This window comes from Catenovulum agarivorans DS-2 (assembly GCF_000568405.1).
Taxonomy (GTDB): Bacteria; Pseudomonadota; Gammaproteobacteria; order Enterobacterales; family Alteromonadaceae; genus Catenovulum; species Catenovulum agarivorans_A.
Genome location: NZ_ARZY01000010.1, coordinates 59,120 through 75,944 on the forward strand (window position 1 = coordinate 59,120; position 16,825 = coordinate 75,944).

The 16,825-nt window shown below is 42.0% G+C and carries 21 protein-coding genes; 11 read left to right on the forward strand and 10 right to left on the reverse strand.

From position 1 onward, the window contains the following. Positions 1–34: 34 nt before the first annotated feature. Genes DS2_RS07320 through DS2_RS19755 form a run of 5 tightly spaced genes read right to left on the reverse strand, consistent with a single transcriptional unit; the run spans position 35 to position 2,630 of the window. Positions 35–574 (reverse strand): hypothetical protein, encoded by a 540-nt coding sequence (locus tag DS2_RS07320; protein ID WP_051479708.1) that lies wholly within the window; start codon positions 572–574, stop codon positions 35–37. A gap of 37 nt (positions 575–611) precedes the next feature. After that, on the reverse strand, positions 612–854 hold the full coding sequence (locus tag DS2_RS07325; protein WP_035014043.1) for an acyl carrier protein: 243 nt from the start codon (positions 852–854) through the stop codon (positions 612–614). Between the two features lie 13 nt (positions 855–867). Then, complete coding sequence (locus DS2_RS07330) at positions 868–1,122, reverse strand: phosphopantetheine-binding protein (RefSeq protein WP_016956417.1); 255 nt, start codon at positions 1,120–1,122, stop codon at positions 868–870. Then, positions 1,115–1,879 carry a lysophospholipid acyltransferase family protein gene (locus DS2_RS07335; RefSeq protein WP_035014097.1) on the reverse strand — a complete coding sequence of 255 codons (765 nt, stop codon included), beginning with the start codon at positions 1,877–1,879 and terminating at the stop codon, positions 1,115–1,117. The genes DS2_RS07330 and DS2_RS07335 overlap by 8 nt, the downstream gene beginning before the upstream one ends. Positions 1,880–1,892: 13 nt before the next feature. Continuing rightward, entirely contained in the window at positions 1,893–2,630 is a 738-nt protein-coding gene (locus tag DS2_RS19755; RefSeq protein WP_051479709.1) for a beta-ketoacyl synthase chain length factor, read from the reverse strand. Positions 2,631–2,757: 127 nt separating this feature from the next. Between DS2_RS19755 and DS2_RS07345 the strand changes: the two genes are divergently transcribed. After that, positions 2,758–4,743 carry an FAD-dependent oxidoreductase gene (locus tag DS2_RS07345; RefSeq protein WP_035014044.1) on the forward strand — a complete coding sequence of 662 codons (1,986 nt, stop codon included), beginning with the start codon at positions 2,758–2,760 and terminating at the stop codon, positions 4,741–4,743. Between the two features lie 4 nt (positions 4,744–4,747). On the opposite strand, the gene rsmI is transcribed toward DS2_RS07345, so the two are convergent. Beyond that, positions 4,748–5,593 (reverse strand): 16S rRNA (cytidine(1402)-2'-O)-methyltransferase, encoded by an 846-nt coding sequence (rsmI, locus tag DS2_RS07350; protein ID WP_035014045.1) that lies wholly within the window; start codon positions 5,591–5,593, stop codon positions 4,748–4,750. Between the two features lie 87 nt (positions 5,594–5,680). Here rsmI and DS2_RS07355 point away from each other — a divergent pair, with 87 nt between their 5' ends. From DS2_RS07355 to DS2_RS07385, 7 genes are all read left to right on the forward strand, one after another. Then, on the forward strand, positions 5,681–7,522 hold the full coding sequence (locus DS2_RS07355; RefSeq protein WP_035014046.1) for a penicillin-binding protein activator: 1,842 nt from the start codon (positions 5,681–5,683) through the stop codon (positions 7,520–7,522). Position 7,523: 1 nt separating this feature from the next. Further along, on the forward strand, positions 7,524–7,874 hold the full coding sequence (locus DS2_RS07360) for a YraN family protein (RefSeq protein WP_035014047.1): 351 nt from the start codon (positions 7,524–7,526) through the stop codon (positions 7,872–7,874). 9 nt (positions 7,875–7,883) lie between these two features. Beyond that, positions 7,884–8,468 (forward strand): D-sedoheptulose-7-phosphate isomerase, encoded by a 585-nt coding sequence (locus tag DS2_RS07365; RefSeq protein ID WP_035014048.1) that lies wholly within the window; start codon positions 7,884–7,886, stop codon positions 8,466–8,468. Position 8,469: 1 nt separating this feature from the next. Continuing rightward, positions 8,470–9,066, forward strand: coding sequence for a BON domain-containing protein (locus DS2_RS07370; protein WP_051479710.1), 597 nt, complete (start codon positions 8,470–8,472; stop codon positions 9,064–9,066). Beyond that, positions 9,056–9,946, forward strand: a complete 891-nt coding sequence (locus tag DS2_RS19760) for a BadF/BadG/BcrA/BcrD ATPase family protein (RefSeq protein ID WP_051479711.1) — start codon at positions 9,056–9,058, stop codon at positions 9,944–9,946. Before DS2_RS07370 ends, DS2_RS19760 begins: the two co-directional genes overlap by 11 nt. Before the next feature lie 116 nt (positions 9,947–10,062). After that, positions 10,063–11,061, forward strand: coding sequence for a glucosamine-6-phosphate deaminase NagB-II (nagB-II, locus tag DS2_RS07380; protein ID WP_035014049.1), 999 nt, complete (start codon positions 10,063–10,065; stop codon positions 11,059–11,061). Between the two features lie 76 nt (positions 11,062–11,137). Beyond that, positions 11,138–11,743 (forward strand): cache domain-containing protein, encoded by a 606-nt coding sequence (locus tag DS2_RS07385; protein ID WP_152537561.1) that lies wholly within the window; start codon positions 11,138–11,140, stop codon positions 11,741–11,743. Here DS2_RS07385 and DS2_RS19765 read toward each other — a convergent pair. From DS2_RS19765 to radC, 4 genes are all read right to left on the reverse strand, one after another. Further along, the gene (locus tag DS2_RS19765; RefSeq protein ID WP_152537562.1) at positions 11,732–12,193 is read right to left on the reverse strand and encodes a hypothetical protein; all 462 of its coding nucleotides are present in this window, start codon (positions 12,191–12,193) and stop codon (positions 11,732–11,734) included. The two genes, DS2_RS07385 and DS2_RS19765, sit on opposite strands and share 12 nt — an antisense overlap. 109 nt (positions 12,194–12,302) lie before the next feature. Next, entirely contained in the window at positions 12,303–12,458 is a 156-nt protein-coding gene (gene rpmG / locus DS2_RS07395) for a 50S ribosomal protein L33 (protein ID WP_016956430.1), read from the reverse strand. 11 nt (positions 12,459–12,469) lie between these two features. Then, the gene (rpmB, locus tag DS2_RS07400) at positions 12,470–12,706 is read right to left on the reverse strand and encodes a 50S ribosomal protein L28 (protein ID WP_026016844.1); all 237 of its coding nucleotides are present in this window, start codon (positions 12,704–12,706) and stop codon (positions 12,470–12,472) included. A 135-nt stretch (positions 12,707–12,841) separates the two neighbouring features. Then, positions 12,842–13,516, reverse strand: coding sequence for a RadC family protein (radC, locus tag DS2_RS07405; RefSeq protein WP_035014052.1), 675 nt, complete (start codon positions 13,514–13,516; stop codon positions 12,842–12,844). 547 nt (positions 13,517–14,063) lie between these two features. Between radC and coaBC the strand changes: the two genes are divergently transcribed. The 3 genes from coaBC to DS2_RS07420 are packed head-to-tail and all read left to right on the forward strand — an operon-like array spanning position 14,064 to position 16,821. Then, positions 14,064–15,266 (forward strand): bifunctional phosphopantothenoylcysteine decarboxylase/phosphopantothenate--cysteine ligase CoaBC, encoded by a 1,203-nt coding sequence (gene coaBC / locus DS2_RS07410; RefSeq protein ID WP_035014053.1) that lies wholly within the window; start codon positions 14,064–14,066, stop codon positions 15,264–15,266. A gap of 2 nt (positions 15,267–15,268) precedes the next feature. Further along, positions 15,269–15,856, forward strand: coding sequence for a nucleoid occlusion factor SlmA (gene slmA, locus DS2_RS07415; protein WP_035014054.1), 588 nt, complete (start codon positions 15,269–15,271; stop codon positions 15,854–15,856). Continuing rightward, positions 15,823–16,821, forward strand: a complete 999-nt coding sequence (locus tag DS2_RS07420; protein ID WP_035014055.1) for a WD40 repeat domain-containing protein — start codon at positions 15,823–15,825, stop codon at positions 16,819–16,821. The genes slmA and DS2_RS07420 overlap by 34 nt, the downstream gene beginning before the upstream one ends. The last annotated feature ends 4 nt before the right edge of the window (positions 16,822–16,825 follow it).

Sequence of the window (16,825 nt, forward strand, 5' to 3'; positions counted from 1 at the left end):
TTCACCAGCATCACAAAATTTAAAAAGTTTAGGGTTAAGATTCAGATTCTGGTTCATGACGTTTTTTGTACTGTTGACGTACAATCCATTCAATAACAAATAACAAGCCGCAGAGTAAATAAGATAAGAAACCGTTGTAAATCAACCAATATTTACCTTGTTGGTAAAATATACTCCAAGTCGCGACACAGGCATTTAGCAGAAAAAAAACACTCCACACTTGAGTAACCTTGGAGGTATATTTGACCATGGATTCGCTGGTCTTTTCTCGAAGCTGTGCAATTAAGGTGACAACCGTTGGTGGTTTATAAACAGAGTAAATAAATACACTTGCCAAACTCAAGTTGATCACAACAGGGTAAAATTTTAATGCCCATTCGGAATCAAAAAGTCCACCAACCACAAACAATATGGCGGCACTAACCGTTGCTAGTTTCAACGCTGGAGGGGGTTGCGCACTCGAACGTGCAAATAATCCATAACGAGCGGTGACGATAATCAGCATCAATAAACAAATCCATTGAGCTGAAAAGCTTTGTATACCGAAGTAAACTAAAAACGGATAGGCGAGCATAACTATCGCCAATATTGCTCGCACTATCATTGATAATTTAGTTGAGTAGTTTATGTAATACTGCTATCAAATCACTAATCGTTCTAACTTGCTTAAAGCTTTCAGGTTCAATTGATTTACCTGTTGCTGCGCGCAATTTAACCATTAGATCAACCGCATCAATACTGTCGATATCCAAATCTTGATAGATATTAACCTCTTCGGTAATGTCTTCTGGATCAATCTCAAATTCGTTAACCAGAATATCTTTTACCATTGAAAAAATTTGTTCTTGATTCATTTATTCTAACCACTTATTGACAACTGCGGATAAACTCACATAACGAATTTACCGAGTAAAAATGTTTTTTGCTTTCTTCAGAATTGCCGTCGATTTTTACATCATAGGCCTTTTTAATCGCTACACCTAATTCAAGCGCATCGATTGAATCTAATCCCAAACCGTCGACAAACAAAGGAGCATCGTCTTCAATATCTTCGGGTGTTATATCTTCTAGGTCTAAGGCTTCTATAATTAATTCTTTTACTTCTAGATTTAAGTCAGCCATGCGCTTGCATTTCCTTTCTAATATATTTCTCAATGTTTTTAGTTAACAAACGAACCGATTTAGCATCACTGTCCGTTTGGCTATATTCGGTAACTTGGTATTCAGGCAGCACAACTAAATGCACCTTGACCCGTTTAGGGCTCACTTTATACCAAGGCTCACCCTTAGTTAGGGTTGTTGGCGATACGTCTATCAATACAGGCAAAAAATCAGATTGAGTTCTGACCGCTATATTGCCCGCACCTCGTTTAAAACACGGGAGTTCGCCGGGTGTTGTACGAGTTCCCTCAGGAAACACAACTAAATTTGCACCTGCCGATAGAGAGCTTTTACACGCTTGGATAAATTCCTCAGGATCAGTATCGTTTGCAATATAGCCAGCGCTTCTAACAACCCCACCGATAAATGGTGCTCGCCAAAGTGCGGATTTTACCACACAATCTGCGTTTTCTAATAACGAAATTAACACAACCACATCAATTAAAGACGGGTGGTTAGCAATTACCACTTTGCCTTTGGCTTGTTTAAGTAACTCAACATTGTCGACTTGTAAAGAGATTATGCGCATAAAACGCATATATCCAACAAACCCTTTAAACGTATAATGAATTACCTTACGGGCATACTTTGTTTGCACTTTCCCTTTAGGCAAACAGATTCTAATTAGGGGAAAAACCGTTAACGTTAAAATTAATCCACCTAAATTGAAAAACAAAAAAGCACTGCCAGTGGCGAGCACACGATATGCGTACAACATAATTGGCCCTTTATTATTGTTTTTTGCCAATTGTCAATTGCCACCCCAAACCACCAGATTGAAGCTGGCAGCTTGGTTGGCCACTGTAAAATTTTTGCAAAAAGTCTAATGGTTGATACCCTTCAGCGTCGCATGGTTCAGACATGGGTGACAATTGGCATTGAGTACCTGTATCGGCACTCAGCAGCAGAGCAATCGAGCACGCGCATTCTTGACTATTGACATAAGGTCGGTAGTACTCTGGTATATCATAGTCAGAGTACACATATAAAATACGTTGCAGGTGGTTTGCTTGCAGTTTACTCACTGCGTCGAGTAAACCTGTCATAAAGCTTTGCTCACCAGCCGCTACCGCCGACATCGGCGCTTTGTTTTTAGTAAAAATACTGTATAAACCTGCCACTGCGTTGTGTACTGATAGTCCAAACTGCGTTGGTGACAACGTTTCTTGCTGTGCCACATCTTCAATCAACAAAGCGGTGCGCTTTAAATCTCCGTGACGCGAAGAAAAAACTGTATCAATATGCTCTGAAGGTAGATCAGCACAAACATCAAGCGTCGTTGCCAAGGTAATTTTTGCAAAAGGGCTCAATCGACGCCTCTGCATTGCTGGCACTTGTTTTAGTGCAGGCATGACCGCATTAGCTGGATCGATTCGTTTTTTATTGTTTGCCCAGTCTACCAAGTCCTGCTGTGTATCAATTCCTGGTAACCAAGCAGAACATTGCTCTATATTAAATGCCAAACTCATTTTATTCCCCCAAAAGCATATGGAGGCGAATATTACAAAACAGTCAGGTGTGAATCAACTTGGAACGCTGGCATCTGATTGGGGTTTGGGTATAAACTAGGTTTTTTTGGCCAAAAACGTAGTGAAAATGCAATTTCCACATCTCCTTTCAAGTTATCAAGTCGGCTCAGTGCACTTAAAAAACCGCGTCATTATGGGCTCAATGCATACTAATCTTGAAGAACAACCACAAGGATTTGAGCGTTTAGCAACTTTTTATCAGGCCAGAGCAAAAGGCGGGGTTGGTCTGATAATTACGGGTGGTGTTTCGCCCAACCAACAAGGGATTCTTGCGCCAAACAGAGTGGTTTTTAATCACCACAGTCAAATCGCCCAACACAAAAAAATTACTGATGCAGTGAATCAATATAACAGCAAAATTTGCATGCAAATTTTGCATGCCGGCCGCTATGGTTACCATCCAGATATACTAGCGCCGAGTCCGCTGCAAGCTCCAATGATTCCATTTGCGCCCACAGAGATGACGGATGAACAAGTGCAGCAACAAATTGGTGATTTTGTAAACTGTGCAAAACTCGCTGAGCAAGCAGGCTACCATGGCGTAGAAATCATGGGCTCTGAAGGCTATTTAATAAACCAGTTTTTATGCGCTAAAACCAATCAGAGGTCGGACAAATGGGGCGGCTCATTGAATAATCGCATGCGCTTTGCATTAGAAATCGTCAAGCAGATTAGAGCCAACTGCAAGGATAGCTTTTTACTCATCTTCAGAATATCGTTAATTGATTTAGTTGAACAAGGCAGTCCGTTTACTGAGGTTATTGAGTTTGCCAAACAACTGCAAGCCTGTGGTGTGGATATACTCAACTCTGGGATTGGATGGCACGAATCTCGAGTTCCAACGATAGCAGGGGTCGTGCCACCAGCAGCTTTTATCTCCCCCACTGCGACGCTTAAACAGCATATTGATATACCTATCGTTGCTTGCAATAGAATAAATACACCACAAATTGCTGAAGAAATCTTAAAACATCAACAAGCTGATTTTGTTTCACTCGCGCGCCCTTTTTTAGCTGACAGTGACTTTGTCAATAAAGCAGCAAACGGCAACAGCCACTTAATTGCCCCCTGTATAGCGTGCAACCAAGCATGTTTAGACCGAATTTTCGAAAATAAAGTTGCCAGCTGTTTAGTCAACCCATTGGCTGGCCATGAGACGCTTTACCATAAAAAAACGCAAGCTAAACTCAAAATTGCAGTGGTTGGCGCTGGACCTGCAGGTATTATGGCTGCAATTACTGCCGCTCAGCTTGGGCACACGGTAAGCTTGTTTGAAAAAACAACAAAACTTGGTGGGCAACTCAACTTAGCAGCCAATATACCAGGCAAAGAAGACTTTAAGTTGTTGCTTAATTATTTTACCAACATGCTTGAACACCTGCCCATTGATGTCAAACTCAACATGTCAGTCGATGCGCAACAGCTCAACCAATATGAGCACGTCATCATTGCAACAGGCAGTACCCCAACAATACCTGAAATTGACGGCATAGAGCATGAGAAAGTCGTCACGTATCAGCAAATATTGAGTAAACAAGTAACAGTTAAAAATGAAATTGTCATCATAGGCACTGGTGGTGTGGCAATCGATACATGTTTATTCACCCTCAAGCATCAACAACACTGTGATTATAATGAACATTGGGGAATAGATTTATCGAACCAGCAAGGTGGATTAACAGAAAAACAAATAACGCCAAGCAAGCGCCAGGTGACATTAACCCAGCGCAAGGTGCGCAAACCAGGAACTGGATTAGGCAAAACAACAATTTGGATCCACCGACAAGAGCTTAAAGATTATGGTGTTAAAGTTGTATCAGGTGCTCAGTATCAGAGTGTGACTCAACAAGGTTTGCAGATATCAACACGCAAGCAAGACAGACTTTTGCCCGCCGAACAAATTATCCTTTGCGCTGGGCAACAAGCGCATATTCCTGAGGTGCTTGCTCAGCTAACTGTCCCTTACCAAGTCATTGGTGCCGCCGATAAAGATACAACTATGGATGCGTATAAAGCAATAAAACAAGCTGTTGAGCTTGTATACGCGTTATAGCTTATCAAAGTGCGACGCCCGCCTCATAAACCGCTTTTTTCTTCACCCCAAATGTTTCGGCGACAATCGCCGAAGCAGCTTTTAGCGGCATGTACTCAATCAAGCTTTTAAGTAACTTAATACATTTCTCGTCTACTTCTGCTTGTTGACTATTACCTTCTAACACCACAACAAACTCACCCTTTAGTTGATTTGCATCATCAGCCATAATTTGCAAAATTTCACTTACTGGAGCAGAAAGAAATGTTTCAAACGTTTTGGTTAGCTCACGCGCAATTACCACAGGTTTATCCGCGCCCAATACATTTTGAACATCCTGCAAACAGGCAACAATTCGATGAGTTGACTCATAAAATACACTGGTTGCAGCAGTTTGTGCTGTGGCGGCTATCGCAGCTTGACGCGCTTGTTTTTTCGCTGGAAGAAAGCCTCCAAAAAAGAATTGGTCAGTAGCAACGCCCGCAGCAGAGAGCGCTGTGATAATCGCACAAGCGCCAGGAATAGGCACCACTTTGATATTAGCTTGACGGCAAGCTTTGACAATCCGATATCCAGGATCATTAATTAATGGCGTACCAGCGTCTGAAATTAACCCAATATTGGCGCCAGCTAATAATTGTTTAACTAAAGATTGCGCTTGTTGTGTTTCATTATGGTCATGATATGCAATACATTTTTTATCAATTGAAAAATGCTGGAGCAGCTTATATGCATTGCGGGTATCTTCAGCGGCTATTACATCAACCATTTTCAATGTTTCGATAGCTCTTTGGGTAAAATCAGCCAAATTACCAATCGGAGTTGCAACAACATATAAAATGCCGCTATTTTGCGCAGTTCGATCTTGCATATAGTTTACCTATATCATGTTATTTATTTTCTTGGCGTAGTAATATACCCGCCATGCGAGTGAGATAATATAGTTATTCAGGAAAGAATGAACAAAGGTCTAAAAAAAGCGCTAATTGTTGCATGCCTAGTAGGTTTAACCGCCTGTGGCAGCACGCCGAAAAAATCACCACAAGTGGTTGAAAGCAAACCTGAGATCAAACAACCCGAAGCGGCACGTATAACCGCGGGCGCCTATTTGCTTCGAGCAGAAAAAGCCCAAGACCAATTCCAAGCAAGTATTTGGTATGTTCGCGCTGCTGACGCTTATTTACAAGAGCAACAGCCAGCTAAAGCACTCGCGCTGTTAAGTGAACTAAACGATAGTTATTTAAGTGAGTACTTAGTCAAACAAAAACAGTTATTTCAAGCAGAAGGGCTTATCCACTTTGAGCAATTCCAACAAGCATATGCACTGATTGAGGGTATTGAAAAATTACAAGGTTTCGAGCAGCGCTTACTCCAAGCCAAAGCGACTTCAGCACAACAAACCCAGCATTATTTAGTTGCTATTAAAAGTCGAATTGCGCTTAAGCGTTTTGTTGTACAGGAACAAAAAGCACTGATAGACGAACAAATTTGGTTAGATCTCAATCAATTAGAAGCCACCGCACTAGAACATTTTCAAGAACCAAATCAACCTGAGTTGAGCGGTTGGTTAAAATTACTGCAAATAACCCGTACGCATGCTAGTGCTCCTGCCAACATGCTACTCAACATTAAAAACTGGCAAAGCCAATACCCCAGTCATCCAGCGGCCCTGCAGCTGCCACAAGCACTTACCAAAGCGCTTGAAGTTAAACCCTATCAACCGCAAAATATCGCAGTAATATTGCCGTTAACGGGCAAATACCAAAAACAGGGGCGATACATACAACAAGGAATAATGGCAGCATTCTACGAATTGCGTCGTTCACACTCACCCAATATTGAATTTTTAGACAGCAACAATTTAAGCCTGCCAGACTTCATACAAACACAACAGCAATCGGCCACTTACGACTTTATTATTGGTCCATTACTAAAGAGTAACGTTGAGCAGCTCAGGGCAGCAGAATTGCCAACCCCTAGGCTATATTTAAATGACATATCCCAAGACCTAACACTAACAGATCACCAATATAGTTTTGCACTTGCACCTGAGATAGAAGCTGAGCAAGCGGCGAAGCATATACTTGCGCAGGGATATACTCAACCTATAGTTTTGGCTGCAAACAATGCCTATGGTCAGCGCATGAGCCATGCCTTTAGCCAAGTTGTCGAACAACAAACCCAACACCCAGTTTCAATTGGATTTTTTAGCAACACCGACGAAATGCAAAACCAAGTTGAAAATTTGCTTGAAACAGCACAAAGCAAAGATCGTATCAAAACCATTAAACAATTATTGGGTAACCCACAAGGGTTTGAAGCCGACGCGCGTAACCGTCAAGACATTGATGTGATATACATTATTGGCGATCCAACCCAAACTCGAATTTTAAAACCTTATATTGATGTAAATACCGCACCATTTGCCGAGCTCATCCCCATTTTCGCCAGTTCGATTAGCTTTAGCAGCAAATTAAATAATGCCGACTTACGCGATCTAAACGAAATTATATTTAGCGATATGCCGTGGATATTGCCCGGACAAGCAAACAGAAGCAAATTGGCCTATCAGATGGAACTAGTATGGGAAAATCCATCAGATGCGCTTTCACGCTTTTTTGCTTTTGGATTTGATGCCTATCAGCTAATAACTAATTTAGCGCAAATGCGTGTCTTTCCAAGTTATACAGTGACTGGATTGACCGGCAAATTAACCGTTAACCAGCAAGGAAAATTACACCGACAACTGAAATGGGCCAAATTCAATAATGGTCGTGTTGTAAACCTCGTTATGAAATAACATGAATAAGAGACAAATAGGCGAGCAATACGAACAAGCTGCAGAAAACTTACTTTCCAAACAAGGAATTAACTGCATTGCGCGCAACTTTAACTGTAAAATGGGCGAAATAGACTTAATTTGTCGCGACCAAAACTGTTTTGTATTTGTAGAAGTCCGCTTTCGTCAGCAAAACAGTTACGGCAGCGCAGCTGCAACTGTGAGTTATGCCAAGCAACGAAAAGTGCAAAAAGCAGCAATGTTTTTTCTAAAACAACAAGGGCTGAACATACATCACACCGAAATGAGGTTTGATGTTGTTAGTTTCGACTTTGATGTATCACAACCCAACTGGATAAAATCAGCATTTTAAAAATCAGCTATGCAAGAATTAATTAAACAAAGTTTTACCGAGAGCATCCATACAAAAATAGCCGCGTTAGACGTGCTTGCCCCAATCGTAGAAAAAGCGGCAGAAACCATGCTTCAAGCCTTATTGGCAGAAAAGAAAATACTCACCTGTGGCGACGGTTTAGCCCATGCTAACGCAGGTATATTAGCCAATGCGCTTAATTACAAATTAGAACACGAGCGCCCTAGCCTGCCAGCAATGGCTCTATCGTCAGATGCAATGGCTACGTCCATGTTAAGTGATGACAACCAAGCTTACCAACAATTTTCAGGACAATTACGCGCCATAGCGCAATCTGGCGATGTTTTGGTGATAGTCAGCAGTAACATGAACTCACCTGTATGTTTAAGAGCAATCGAGGCGGCACTTTCTAAAGACATGTTAGTCATAGCATTAACAGGTGGTGACGGTGGTGAAGTCGCTGGACTATTAGGGCCAAACGATGTAGAAATTCGAGTCCCTTCAGATAGCCCAGTTAGAACCAATGAAGTCCACCAACTGGTGATCCACAGTATAGTAGACGCAATCGAGAAAACGTTATTTCCGGGTATGTGATATGAAATCAATCTTTAAATTTACCTTTATTTTTATCCTTGCCACTCAAACCTTGGGCTGTGCTGTTGCTGTATTCAGTGGCGCAGCTGCGACAACAGCAGCGGTTTCAGCCGACAGAAGAGATTTAGACACCCAATTGCTAGATCATGAAATTGAACAAAGTATCGCGCGAGCTATAGATAATGAAGCAAGCCTATTTGAACAAGCACACGTGAACGTTGTTAGCTACAACCGTAATGTCTTACTGGTAGGTCAAGCGACAAGTGAGTATGTACGTAACAAAATACTCGATATCGCTGGACAAAATACCGACCTCAAGGATATCTATAACGAAATCACTATCGAAAAGCCCACATCGACAGCACAACGAGCAAAAGATGCATGGTTAACAACTAAAGTAAAAACACGTATGCTCGCCGACAAAGAGCTTGATGGCCATCAAGTAAAAGTCTTCACTGAAAACCAACAAGTTTTTTTAATGGGCTTGCTGACTAAACGAGAGAAAAAAATCGCAGTCACGATAGCAAGAAATATGGACGGTGTAGACAGAGTGATCGACGTTATCGAAACGAACGAGCAATACGCGAATGAAAGATAGCTACATCATTGCTGTCGACGGTGGTGGCTCAAAATGCCAAACAAGATTATATAAACACCAGCACCACAATTTTTTGGCTGAGCACATTGGTGGTGCCTGTAACTTCGCATCAAACTTTGCACAAGCAACGACAAACTTAATCCAAAGCATTGAAAAGCTGTTACACAAAGCCAACTTTGCTGAACTTAGTATTAGCCAGTGTGTCGTGGTTGGTGGATTTGCAGGGGTCAATTTGCCAAAAGTCTGTCAACAACTGTCAAATTGGCAACACCCATTTAAAGAATTTTTATTTACGACCGATTTACATTTAGCCTGTTATGCAGCTAACCAGTCATCCACTGGCAAAGCTATTATCACCGGAACTGGCAGCTGTGCAATCGCAACTAATGATCATTCAGAAGTTGTCTTTGGCGGTTACGGCTTTCAACTGGGCGACCAAGCATCAGGCGCTTGGTTAGGCCGACAAGCCATAGAACACACTTTACTTGAATTAGATAATTTGGCCACAGCTAGCCAAGTGAGCAAGCAAGTCACCCGCTACAGTCAAACATCTGATGCCACCCAATTGAGTCAGCAATGGTACCTTGCCAGCCCGAAGCAGTTTGCACAACTGTCGCATATCATCATAGAGCTAACACAACAGCAAGATCCAACTGCGATGGTGATTACTCAAACAGCTGTCAGCTATTTAGCCAGAATAGTAATGCAGTTGAATCAAATTCAAGACGGGCCTATTTATTTACTCGGTGGTTTGGCAGAATTTTATAAACGACAATTACAACAGCAATACCCTGTAAGCTTATCTGACCATCAACCGATTGATGGAGCCTTGGTTTTGTTGCAAAATCCAAAGTTAAGTTTAAATGAAACAAATGCTTAACAAACTAAACATTGAATATATGTATGGAATAAATCGATATAAAAAAGCGGTTTTAAGCCACGCATAACCTGCTAAAGTTGCGGTATCAAGCTGCACATAATCAACACAAAATAAAAATGCAAAATTCATTGCTCACCCAAGAAGCACTCGAAACACCTGAACGAGTCGCAGAACAGTTAGAAGAAAACGAACACGCAATAGAAAAACTCGGCTCCCATCTAAAAATCATGCAACCAAGGTTCATTTACATGGTTGGTCGCGGGTCATCTGATCATGCGACTGGATTTGCCAAATATTTGTTTGAGACAGAAACAGGCGTACCCGTCGTTGGCGCGGCTCCTTCTGTCACTAGTATTTATGGGCAAAAACTTAACTTAGAAAAAGCCTTAGTATTAGTTGTCTCTCAAAGTGGTCGAAGCCCAGATATTGTCGAACAAGCTAAAATGGCCAGAGAATCAGGTGCGTACGTTGTCGCGATAGTCAATGATGAAAACTCACCACTGGCAGATGAGATTGACGTGATCTTACCGCTCAAAGCGGGGGAGCAGCAAGCTGTAGGCGCAACCAAAACCTATCTTGCAACACTCTCTGCATTGCTCCAATTAGCCGCAACATGGTCTCATAATAAAGCTCTTAAAAAACAAATTCTGCAATTACCCGAATATCTTCGCCAAGCAATCGACCAACCAGCGTTGTTAACACCGGAAGATTTTAACCAAGTTGAACATTGCGCTATTTTAGGTCGAGGGTTTAGTTTTGCGGTCGCAAAAGAAATAGCCCTAAAATTAAAAGGTTTGTGTGCTATTCATGCTGAACCATTTTCAACGGCTGAGTTTTTACATAGCGCCGCGGGCTTAACAGAACAAAACATTAAAGTATTTAACACAGTGATTGAAGATGAATCATACAGCAGTCACATGCAACAAATTAACAAGCTTACTGAGCACCAGCATCAAGTTCGCAATATACAGAGCCAGCTCAAAGACATCCCCGTCAGGTTACAACCTCTTACGCTACTGCAAAGGTTCTATTTAGACTTAACACCAATAGCGGCCTCTCGTGGCATAGATATCAATCATCCACCTGGATTACAAAAGATTACAAAAACAGTTTAATTATTCATTTAAACTTTGCGCTTTTGCCTAAGCACTTCTAAAATTTTGCCTAGGGCAGTTAATAAGTTGGGTAAAAGTGCACAAGTTCCTTGGAAAGGTTATCGCTGTTAGTTTGCTTATAAGCACACCGCTTTGGAGCATAGCAAAAGACAATTTATTAGCGCGCCTCAATCAACAATATCAGCAAACACTCATTGATAACCATATGGGAGTTATGCGTCAACTCGCCCAGCATAAGCTAACGTTAGATTTATTACAGCAGAGAAATCAAAATCCATTGCCACTAACGAAAATTCTTGAGATTGATAAAAATTGGTCTAACAATCAGTTTTGGCATAATCAAGTTACCAACAACCCTATCACAGAAAAGTTTGCGAAACTTGTGCAAGCAAAACTCTATGGCTTTTCAGAGCTAATGCTAGTTGACACAGCGGGAGCATTAGTTGCCGCATATCCACTCACCAGTGATTTTTGGCAAGGTGACGAAGAAAAGTTTATTGTCGCAATGAACAAACAAATGTTTTCCGTGACCAGTGCAAATTGGGATCACAGCACACAAAGGTATTCTTTTTTTGTAACCGTGCCAATACAGCAAGATAATCTATCACTCGGCGCTTTAATCGCAGGGCTCGCGGTTACCCCACAGTATATGCAAAGCTTGAGTAAAGCCTCACAAGATTAACGGTTCAATTGCTTGCGTTGATTGAAACAGTCCATTTGGCGTTTGCATTACAGTACGACCTTGCACGAAAAAAATCTGCACAACAAAAGCCGTTTGTTGACCTGCAAACCAAAAACTCACAACTCGGTCTGGATATTGATTGGCTGCTGCAGGCATCTCATGCAAACTTTGCACTTCAAGCTGCTGCCACTGCTGAATAATATTGTGTAAGTGCTCACTAGAGTGGTTCGACTCAGGCACTGTGCGCCAACTTCGGCCAATCCGCTCAACCGATAGATTTGCAAAATCTACAGTTAAAATCATCTGGTCTGCGGGCAATAAATAACTCAGCTCAATAGCATCGTCGTCATTGGAGAATATTTTTAAGTGCAAACCATTAAATAAAAAGATCATAATCAAGCTAGAGAATATCAGAATATTATTCCAGCCAGCTCTGGACAGCCTGATCATACAAAACTCCTTGCGACTAGCTCATCTGCGTAACTGATTTAGCTTAACGAATTTTAGATATAAAAAAACCCGGCAAGCCGGGTTTTTTACACAAAATCAGTAAAGATGCTTATTTAATTTTAGCTTCTTTAAAAACAACGTGTTTACGAACAACTGGATCAAATTTTTTGATTTCAAACTTGCCAGGCATGTTCTTTTTGTTTTTGTCGGTCGTGTAAAAGAAACCCGTACCGGCACTAGATACTAATCTAATTTTATCGCGCATTACAGAATTCCTTAAACTTTAACACCGCTAGAGCGGATGTCTGCTAAAACGGCATCGATACCTTTTTTGTCGATGATACGCATACCTTTAGTGGATACACGCAGTTTGACAAAACGGTTCTCACTTGCTACCCAAAAACGGTGCGATTGTAAGTTTGGTAAAAAACGACGCTTAGTAGCATTTAACGCGTGAGAGCGATTGTTACCAACCATCGGACCTTTACCAGTCACTTGGCATACTTTAGACATTGCTGTGTCTCCAATACTGAGTTTCAAAGTTGCTGCTTCGAAACAAAATAAGTTGCGTACCCTTGATTCAAGAGGGCGCATTTTATACATGACAGGGGGCGTTTAGTCAATCTATTTTATTAAAATTGTCGAAAATTAAAGCAAACCACGCTCGGCAAATGAAACAGGCTCGCCATCGCCAATTATAAAATGATCTAGAACCCGAATATCCACCAACGAAAGCGCCTGCTGCAACCTATTCGTTATTTGGATATCTGCATGGCTTGGTTCTGCCACTCCTGATGGGTGATTATGACTAAATATTACGGCCGCAGCTTTGTGTTTCAGCGCTTGCTCAACGACCACTCGTGGATAAACACTCGCACCATCTATCGTGCCATAAAACAACACATCAAAACGAATGACTTTGTGTTGATTGTCTAAAAACAACACAGCAAATACTTCGTTATGTTTATCCTGCAATTGCGCTTTTAAGTAACTTTTAACCGCATCAACTGAAGTTAACGCATCTCCTCGCTGCAAATTTTCAGCTAAAAAGCGCTTGGTCATTTCGACACTGGCCTGCAGCTGGCAGAATTTAGCAGCACCTAAACCTTTAGCGGCACTAAAATCATCTAAAGAAGCGCCTAGCAGAGCACGTAAGCTACCAAAATGGTCGAGCAGTTGCCTAGCTAGGTCGACAGCAGAAATACCAGCTACGCCCGTTCTAAGAAATATTGCGAGTAGTTCCGCGTCTGATAAAACATCAGCACCGTGTGCCAGCAGTTTTTCCCTTGGCTGCGCCTCCGCAGGCCAATCCTTGATACTCATCGTTTATCCTTATCCTTGATTCGTATATTTGCAGTATACAAGTTTTTGCAATCAATAAAACCCAGCAGCAACGACTAAATAAAGCGCTGCCAGAATTGTGCTCTATACCCAGAAGGTAAATGGCGAATTTATCGCAAAAACGCTTCAGGCCCGTCCGTGAGTCGCTCACACAAGGCTTCCCTTCCTTGTGAAGTTTTGCTCCAAACCTCCCCATCCACCTTCTTATCCCTTAAATCGCTGACATATTTTCCAGGCTTCGGTACAAATTAGCTACGTCAATTCGCACTCCGAAAATAAAGCGATAAAAATGTTAAATACAAGCCTGTTTGAATGCTGGTTTTCAAAAACTTCTTTATCAAGGATGATAAAGCAGAGCGCCCACGGACGGGTTTACCGCGTTTTTTGAACAACATGCTTCAAACGGGCTTGATGTGCACTGACCACACAGCAACGACCTAGCTCATATGCACCAACACATTGCCATATACCGCCTTTTAAGAGTATAGTTAGTACCAATTAACATAACAAAAAGAGCTTGGTTGTGAGCATGTTAACCAACAAAAATATCCTACTTGGCATAAGCGGTGGAATAGCCGCTTACAAATGCGCTGAATTAACCCGCAGATTAAAAGACCAAGGTGCAAACGTACGGGTGGTAATGACCGAAGGTGCAAAAGCATTTATCACCCCGCTAACCATGCAAGCCGTTTCTGGCAACCCAGTATCAGATAATTTACTCGACCCCGCAGCGGAAGCTGCAATGGGACATATAGAGTTAGCCAAATGGGCAGATGTTATTTTAATCGCCCCAGCCAGCGCTGATATAATGGCAAAATTGGCCCATGGCTTAGCAGACAACTTATTGACCACACTATGTTTGGCCAGCAAAGCCCCAGTAGCTATAGCACCAGCAATGAATCAACAAATGTGGGCAGCCCCCGCCACACAACGCAATTTATCTATATTGCAGCACGATGGTCGATTTATATTTGGTCCAGGCTCTGGTGAACAAGCCTGTGGGGATGTTGGTGCGGGTCGCATGTTAGAACCACATCAAATCATTCAATTATTACCGAGTTTATTTTTACCCCAAGTGCTGCAAGGTCGACGTGTGCTTATAACGGCAGGTCCGACACAAGAAGCAATCGATCCTGTTCGTTACATCAGCAACCACAGCTCAGGAAAAATGGGTTACGCGCTCGCTGAAGCCGCAGCTAATATGGGTGCCCAAGTTACCCTAGTATCTGGGCCAACTAATTTGGCTGAACCTGTATGGAGTAATCGAATACCCGTCACCAGTGCCCAGCAAATGTTAAATGCGGTTGAACAAGCAAGTCATGACCATGATATATTTATTAGTTGTGCTGCAGTGGCGGACTATAAAGTTAAAGACGTAGCAGCCGAAAAAATAAAAAAATCACAGCACCAAATGAGCATTCAGCTTGACCGAAATCCAGATATTCTAGCTACGATTGCACAACAAATTGAAAAACCGTTTTGTGTTGGTTTTGCCGCTGAAACCAACAATGTCATTGAATATGCTAGCGGTAAAATGCAGCGTAAAAATTTAGATATGATCATCGCTAATGACGTGTCTAACAAGGATATCGGATTTAACAGTAGTCAAAATGCGGTAACTGTGTTGTGGCCCGATGGCCAGCAATCATTTGCACAAATGGATAAAAGTGCTTTAGCTGAAGAATTGATTCGACTTATCGCCAAACAATTTGAACAAACAAGAAGTAACTAAAGATGAATACAAAACGCGGTAATCGCAAACAAGAAATATTACAAGCACTGGCCAATATGCTCGAAACCAAACCTGGTGAGCGTATAACCACGGCCAGATTAGCCGAAGCGGTAGGCGTAACGGAAGCGGCGTTATATCGTCACTTCCCCAGCAAAGCGCGAATGTTTGAAGGTCTGCTAGACTTTGCAGAAGATACTTTGTTTACTCGCATCAACAAAATTTTAGAAGAAGACAAACAATCGCTTGGGCGCTGTTTAAAAATTTGTCAGTTAGTCTTGTTATTTACGGAGAAAAACCCAGGCATTTCGCGCTTGTTAACCGGTGATGCATTAATGGGTGAACAACAAAGATTACGTGTTCGAGTAAACGCTTTGTTTGAGCGCATTGAAACTCAATTTAAGCAAGTATTGCGCGAAAGATCGATGCGTGAAGGAAAGGAACTACCTACAAACGAAGCAGTAATTGCAAACTTATTTAGTAGCTGGTTAGAAGGGCAAATTCGCCAATTTGTACGCAGCGAGTTTAAACATCTGCCATCTAAACATTTGGCGGCACAATGGCAGCTTATTCAAAAATCTATTTTTGCTTAAAATTTGTTACGGCTCTGCTTGCCAGCGGGCTTATCGCTGGCTGCGAGCAACCTCCAGCAGAAGAACTCGCGTTGGTGCAAACCGACAATGGTGCATTTGCAGCAGATTTATCAACCGCTGGGGTATATTCAGTGATTAGCACACAAACTGGTGTGCAACTCTGGGATGTTGAAAAGCAATTACCAACATTTGCTTGGCAGCATCAACCTAACCAGCCTAACCTTGTACATACGGTAAAAATTTCGCATAACAATAAGTTTGTGCTGACCGCTGAAGATCAGGCCTTTGCCGTTTGGAATATGCAAACTGGTGCAAACAAGGGTTATTACCGGATAGAAAAATCAGAAATTGTTACCGCTGATATTTCTCAAACGGGCCAACAAGTTGCGCTGGGGTTGATGGATGGGCGGGTCCTTTTTATCGAGCTAGATACAGGTCGACGACTAGAGTTTTTAGGTCACACTGAGCGAATCAGCCAACTGAGCATGTCTGCTAACGGACAATACATATTAAGTGGTGGGTATGATGGCAAAGCACTCCTATGGCGCAGCCAAAACGCTCAAATTGTCTATGATTTCGCGCACACTGGCCGCATCACCCAAGTCGCTTTAGATCACCAAGCGAGGTTCGCATTTACTGCAAACAGTACCAATCAATCATATATTTGGGATCTAACCAATGGTGAAAAGCTCAGCCAACTCAACTACACAGCCCGCCAGCAAATATTCACCAGCGTCAAGTTTTCGCACAATGGCCTGTGGTTGGCAACAGGCGCACCAAAACAAAAAATAAAGATATGGTCGGTAAAATCAGGTGAGCTACTGGCTCAGTGGCCTATTAAAGCGGACAATTTCGCAGCCACAGTGCTCGACTTTGCCTTTAATTTGCAAGACGACGTGTTATATGCAAATACAAGTTTTGGGTTAGTCCAAGCTTGGTCGTTACAACTGTTTCAGCAACAATAGAGCC

What these genes read in the sequence shown, in the direction of transcription:
- rsmI (WP_035014045.1), bottom strand. Translation starts at nt 5,593, where the DNA reads ATGCAAGATCGAACTGCGCAAAATAGCGGCATTTTATATGTTGTTGCA.
- DS2_RS19765 (WP_152537562.1), bottom strand. Translation starts at nt 12,193, where the DNA reads ATGATCAGGCTGTCCAGAGCTGGCTGGAATAATATTCTGATATTCTCT.
- rpmB (WP_026016844.1), bottom strand. Translation starts at nt 12,706, where the DNA reads ATGTCTAAAGTATGCCAAGTGACTGGTAAAGGTCCGATGGTTGGTAAC.
- DS2_RS19760 (WP_051479711.1), top strand. Translation starts at nt 9,056, where the DNA reads ATGAAAGATAGCTACATCATTGCTGTCGACGGTGGTGGCTCAAAATGC.
- DS2_RS07360 (WP_035014047.1), top strand. Translation starts at nt 7,524, where the DNA reads ATGAATAAGAGACAAATAGGCGAGCAATACGAACAAGCTGCAGAAAAC.
- radC (WP_035014052.1), bottom strand. Translation starts at nt 13,516, where the DNA reads ATGAGTATCAAGGATTGGCCTGCGGAGGCGCAGCCAAGGGAAAAACTG.
- DS2_RS07365 (WP_035014048.1), top strand. Translation starts at nt 7,884, where the DNA reads ATGCAAGAATTAATTAAACAAAGTTTTACCGAGAGCATCCATACAAAA.
- DS2_RS07330 (WP_016956417.1), bottom strand. Translation starts at nt 1,122, where the DNA reads ATGGCTGACTTAAATCTAGAAGTAAAAGAATTAATTATAGAAGCCTTA.
- DS2_RS07370 (WP_051479710.1), top strand. Translation starts at nt 8,470, where the DNA reads ATGAAATCAATCTTTAAATTTACCTTTATTTTTATCCTTGCCACTCAA.
- coaBC (WP_035014053.1), top strand. Translation starts at nt 14,064, where the DNA reads ATGTTAACCAACAAAAATATCCTACTTGGCATAAGCGGTGGAATAGCC.
- DS2_RS07335 (WP_035014097.1), bottom strand. Translation starts at nt 1,879, where the DNA reads ATGTTGTACGCATATCGTGTGCTCGCCACTGGCAGTGCTTTTTTGTTT.
- DS2_RS07325 (WP_035014043.1), bottom strand. Translation starts at nt 854, where the DNA reads ATGAATCAAGAACAAATTTTTTCAATGGTAAAAGATATTCTGGTTAAC.
- DS2_RS07355 (WP_035014046.1), top strand. Translation starts at nt 5,681, where the DNA reads ATGAACAAAGGTCTAAAAAAAGCGCTAATTGTTGCATGCCTAGTAGGT.
- DS2_RS07420 (WP_035014055.1), top strand. Translation starts at nt 15,823, where the DNA reads ATGGCAGCTTATTCAAAAATCTATTTTTGCTTAAAATTTGTTACGGCT.
- DS2_RS19755 (WP_051479709.1), bottom strand. Translation starts at nt 2,630, where the DNA reads ATGAGTTTGGCATTTAATATAGAGCAATGTTCTGCTTGGTTACCAGGA.
- DS2_RS07345 (WP_035014044.1), top strand. Translation starts at nt 2,758, where the DNA reads ATGCAATTTCCACATCTCCTTTCAAGTTATCAAGTCGGCTCAGTGCAC.
- rpmG (WP_016956430.1), bottom strand. Translation starts at nt 12,458, where the DNA reads ATGCGCGATAAAATTAGATTAGTATCTAGTGCCGGTACGGGTTTCTTT.
- nagB-II (WP_035014049.1), top strand. Translation starts at nt 10,063, where the DNA reads ATGCAAAATTCATTGCTCACCCAAGAAGCACTCGAAACACCTGAACGA.
- DS2_RS07320 (WP_051479708.1), bottom strand. Translation starts at nt 574, where the DNA reads ATGCTCGCCTATCCGTTTTTAGTTTACTTCGGTATACAAAGCTTTTCA.
- slmA (WP_035014054.1), top strand. Translation starts at nt 15,269, where the DNA reads ATGAATACAAAACGCGGTAATCGCAAACAAGAAATATTACAAGCACTG.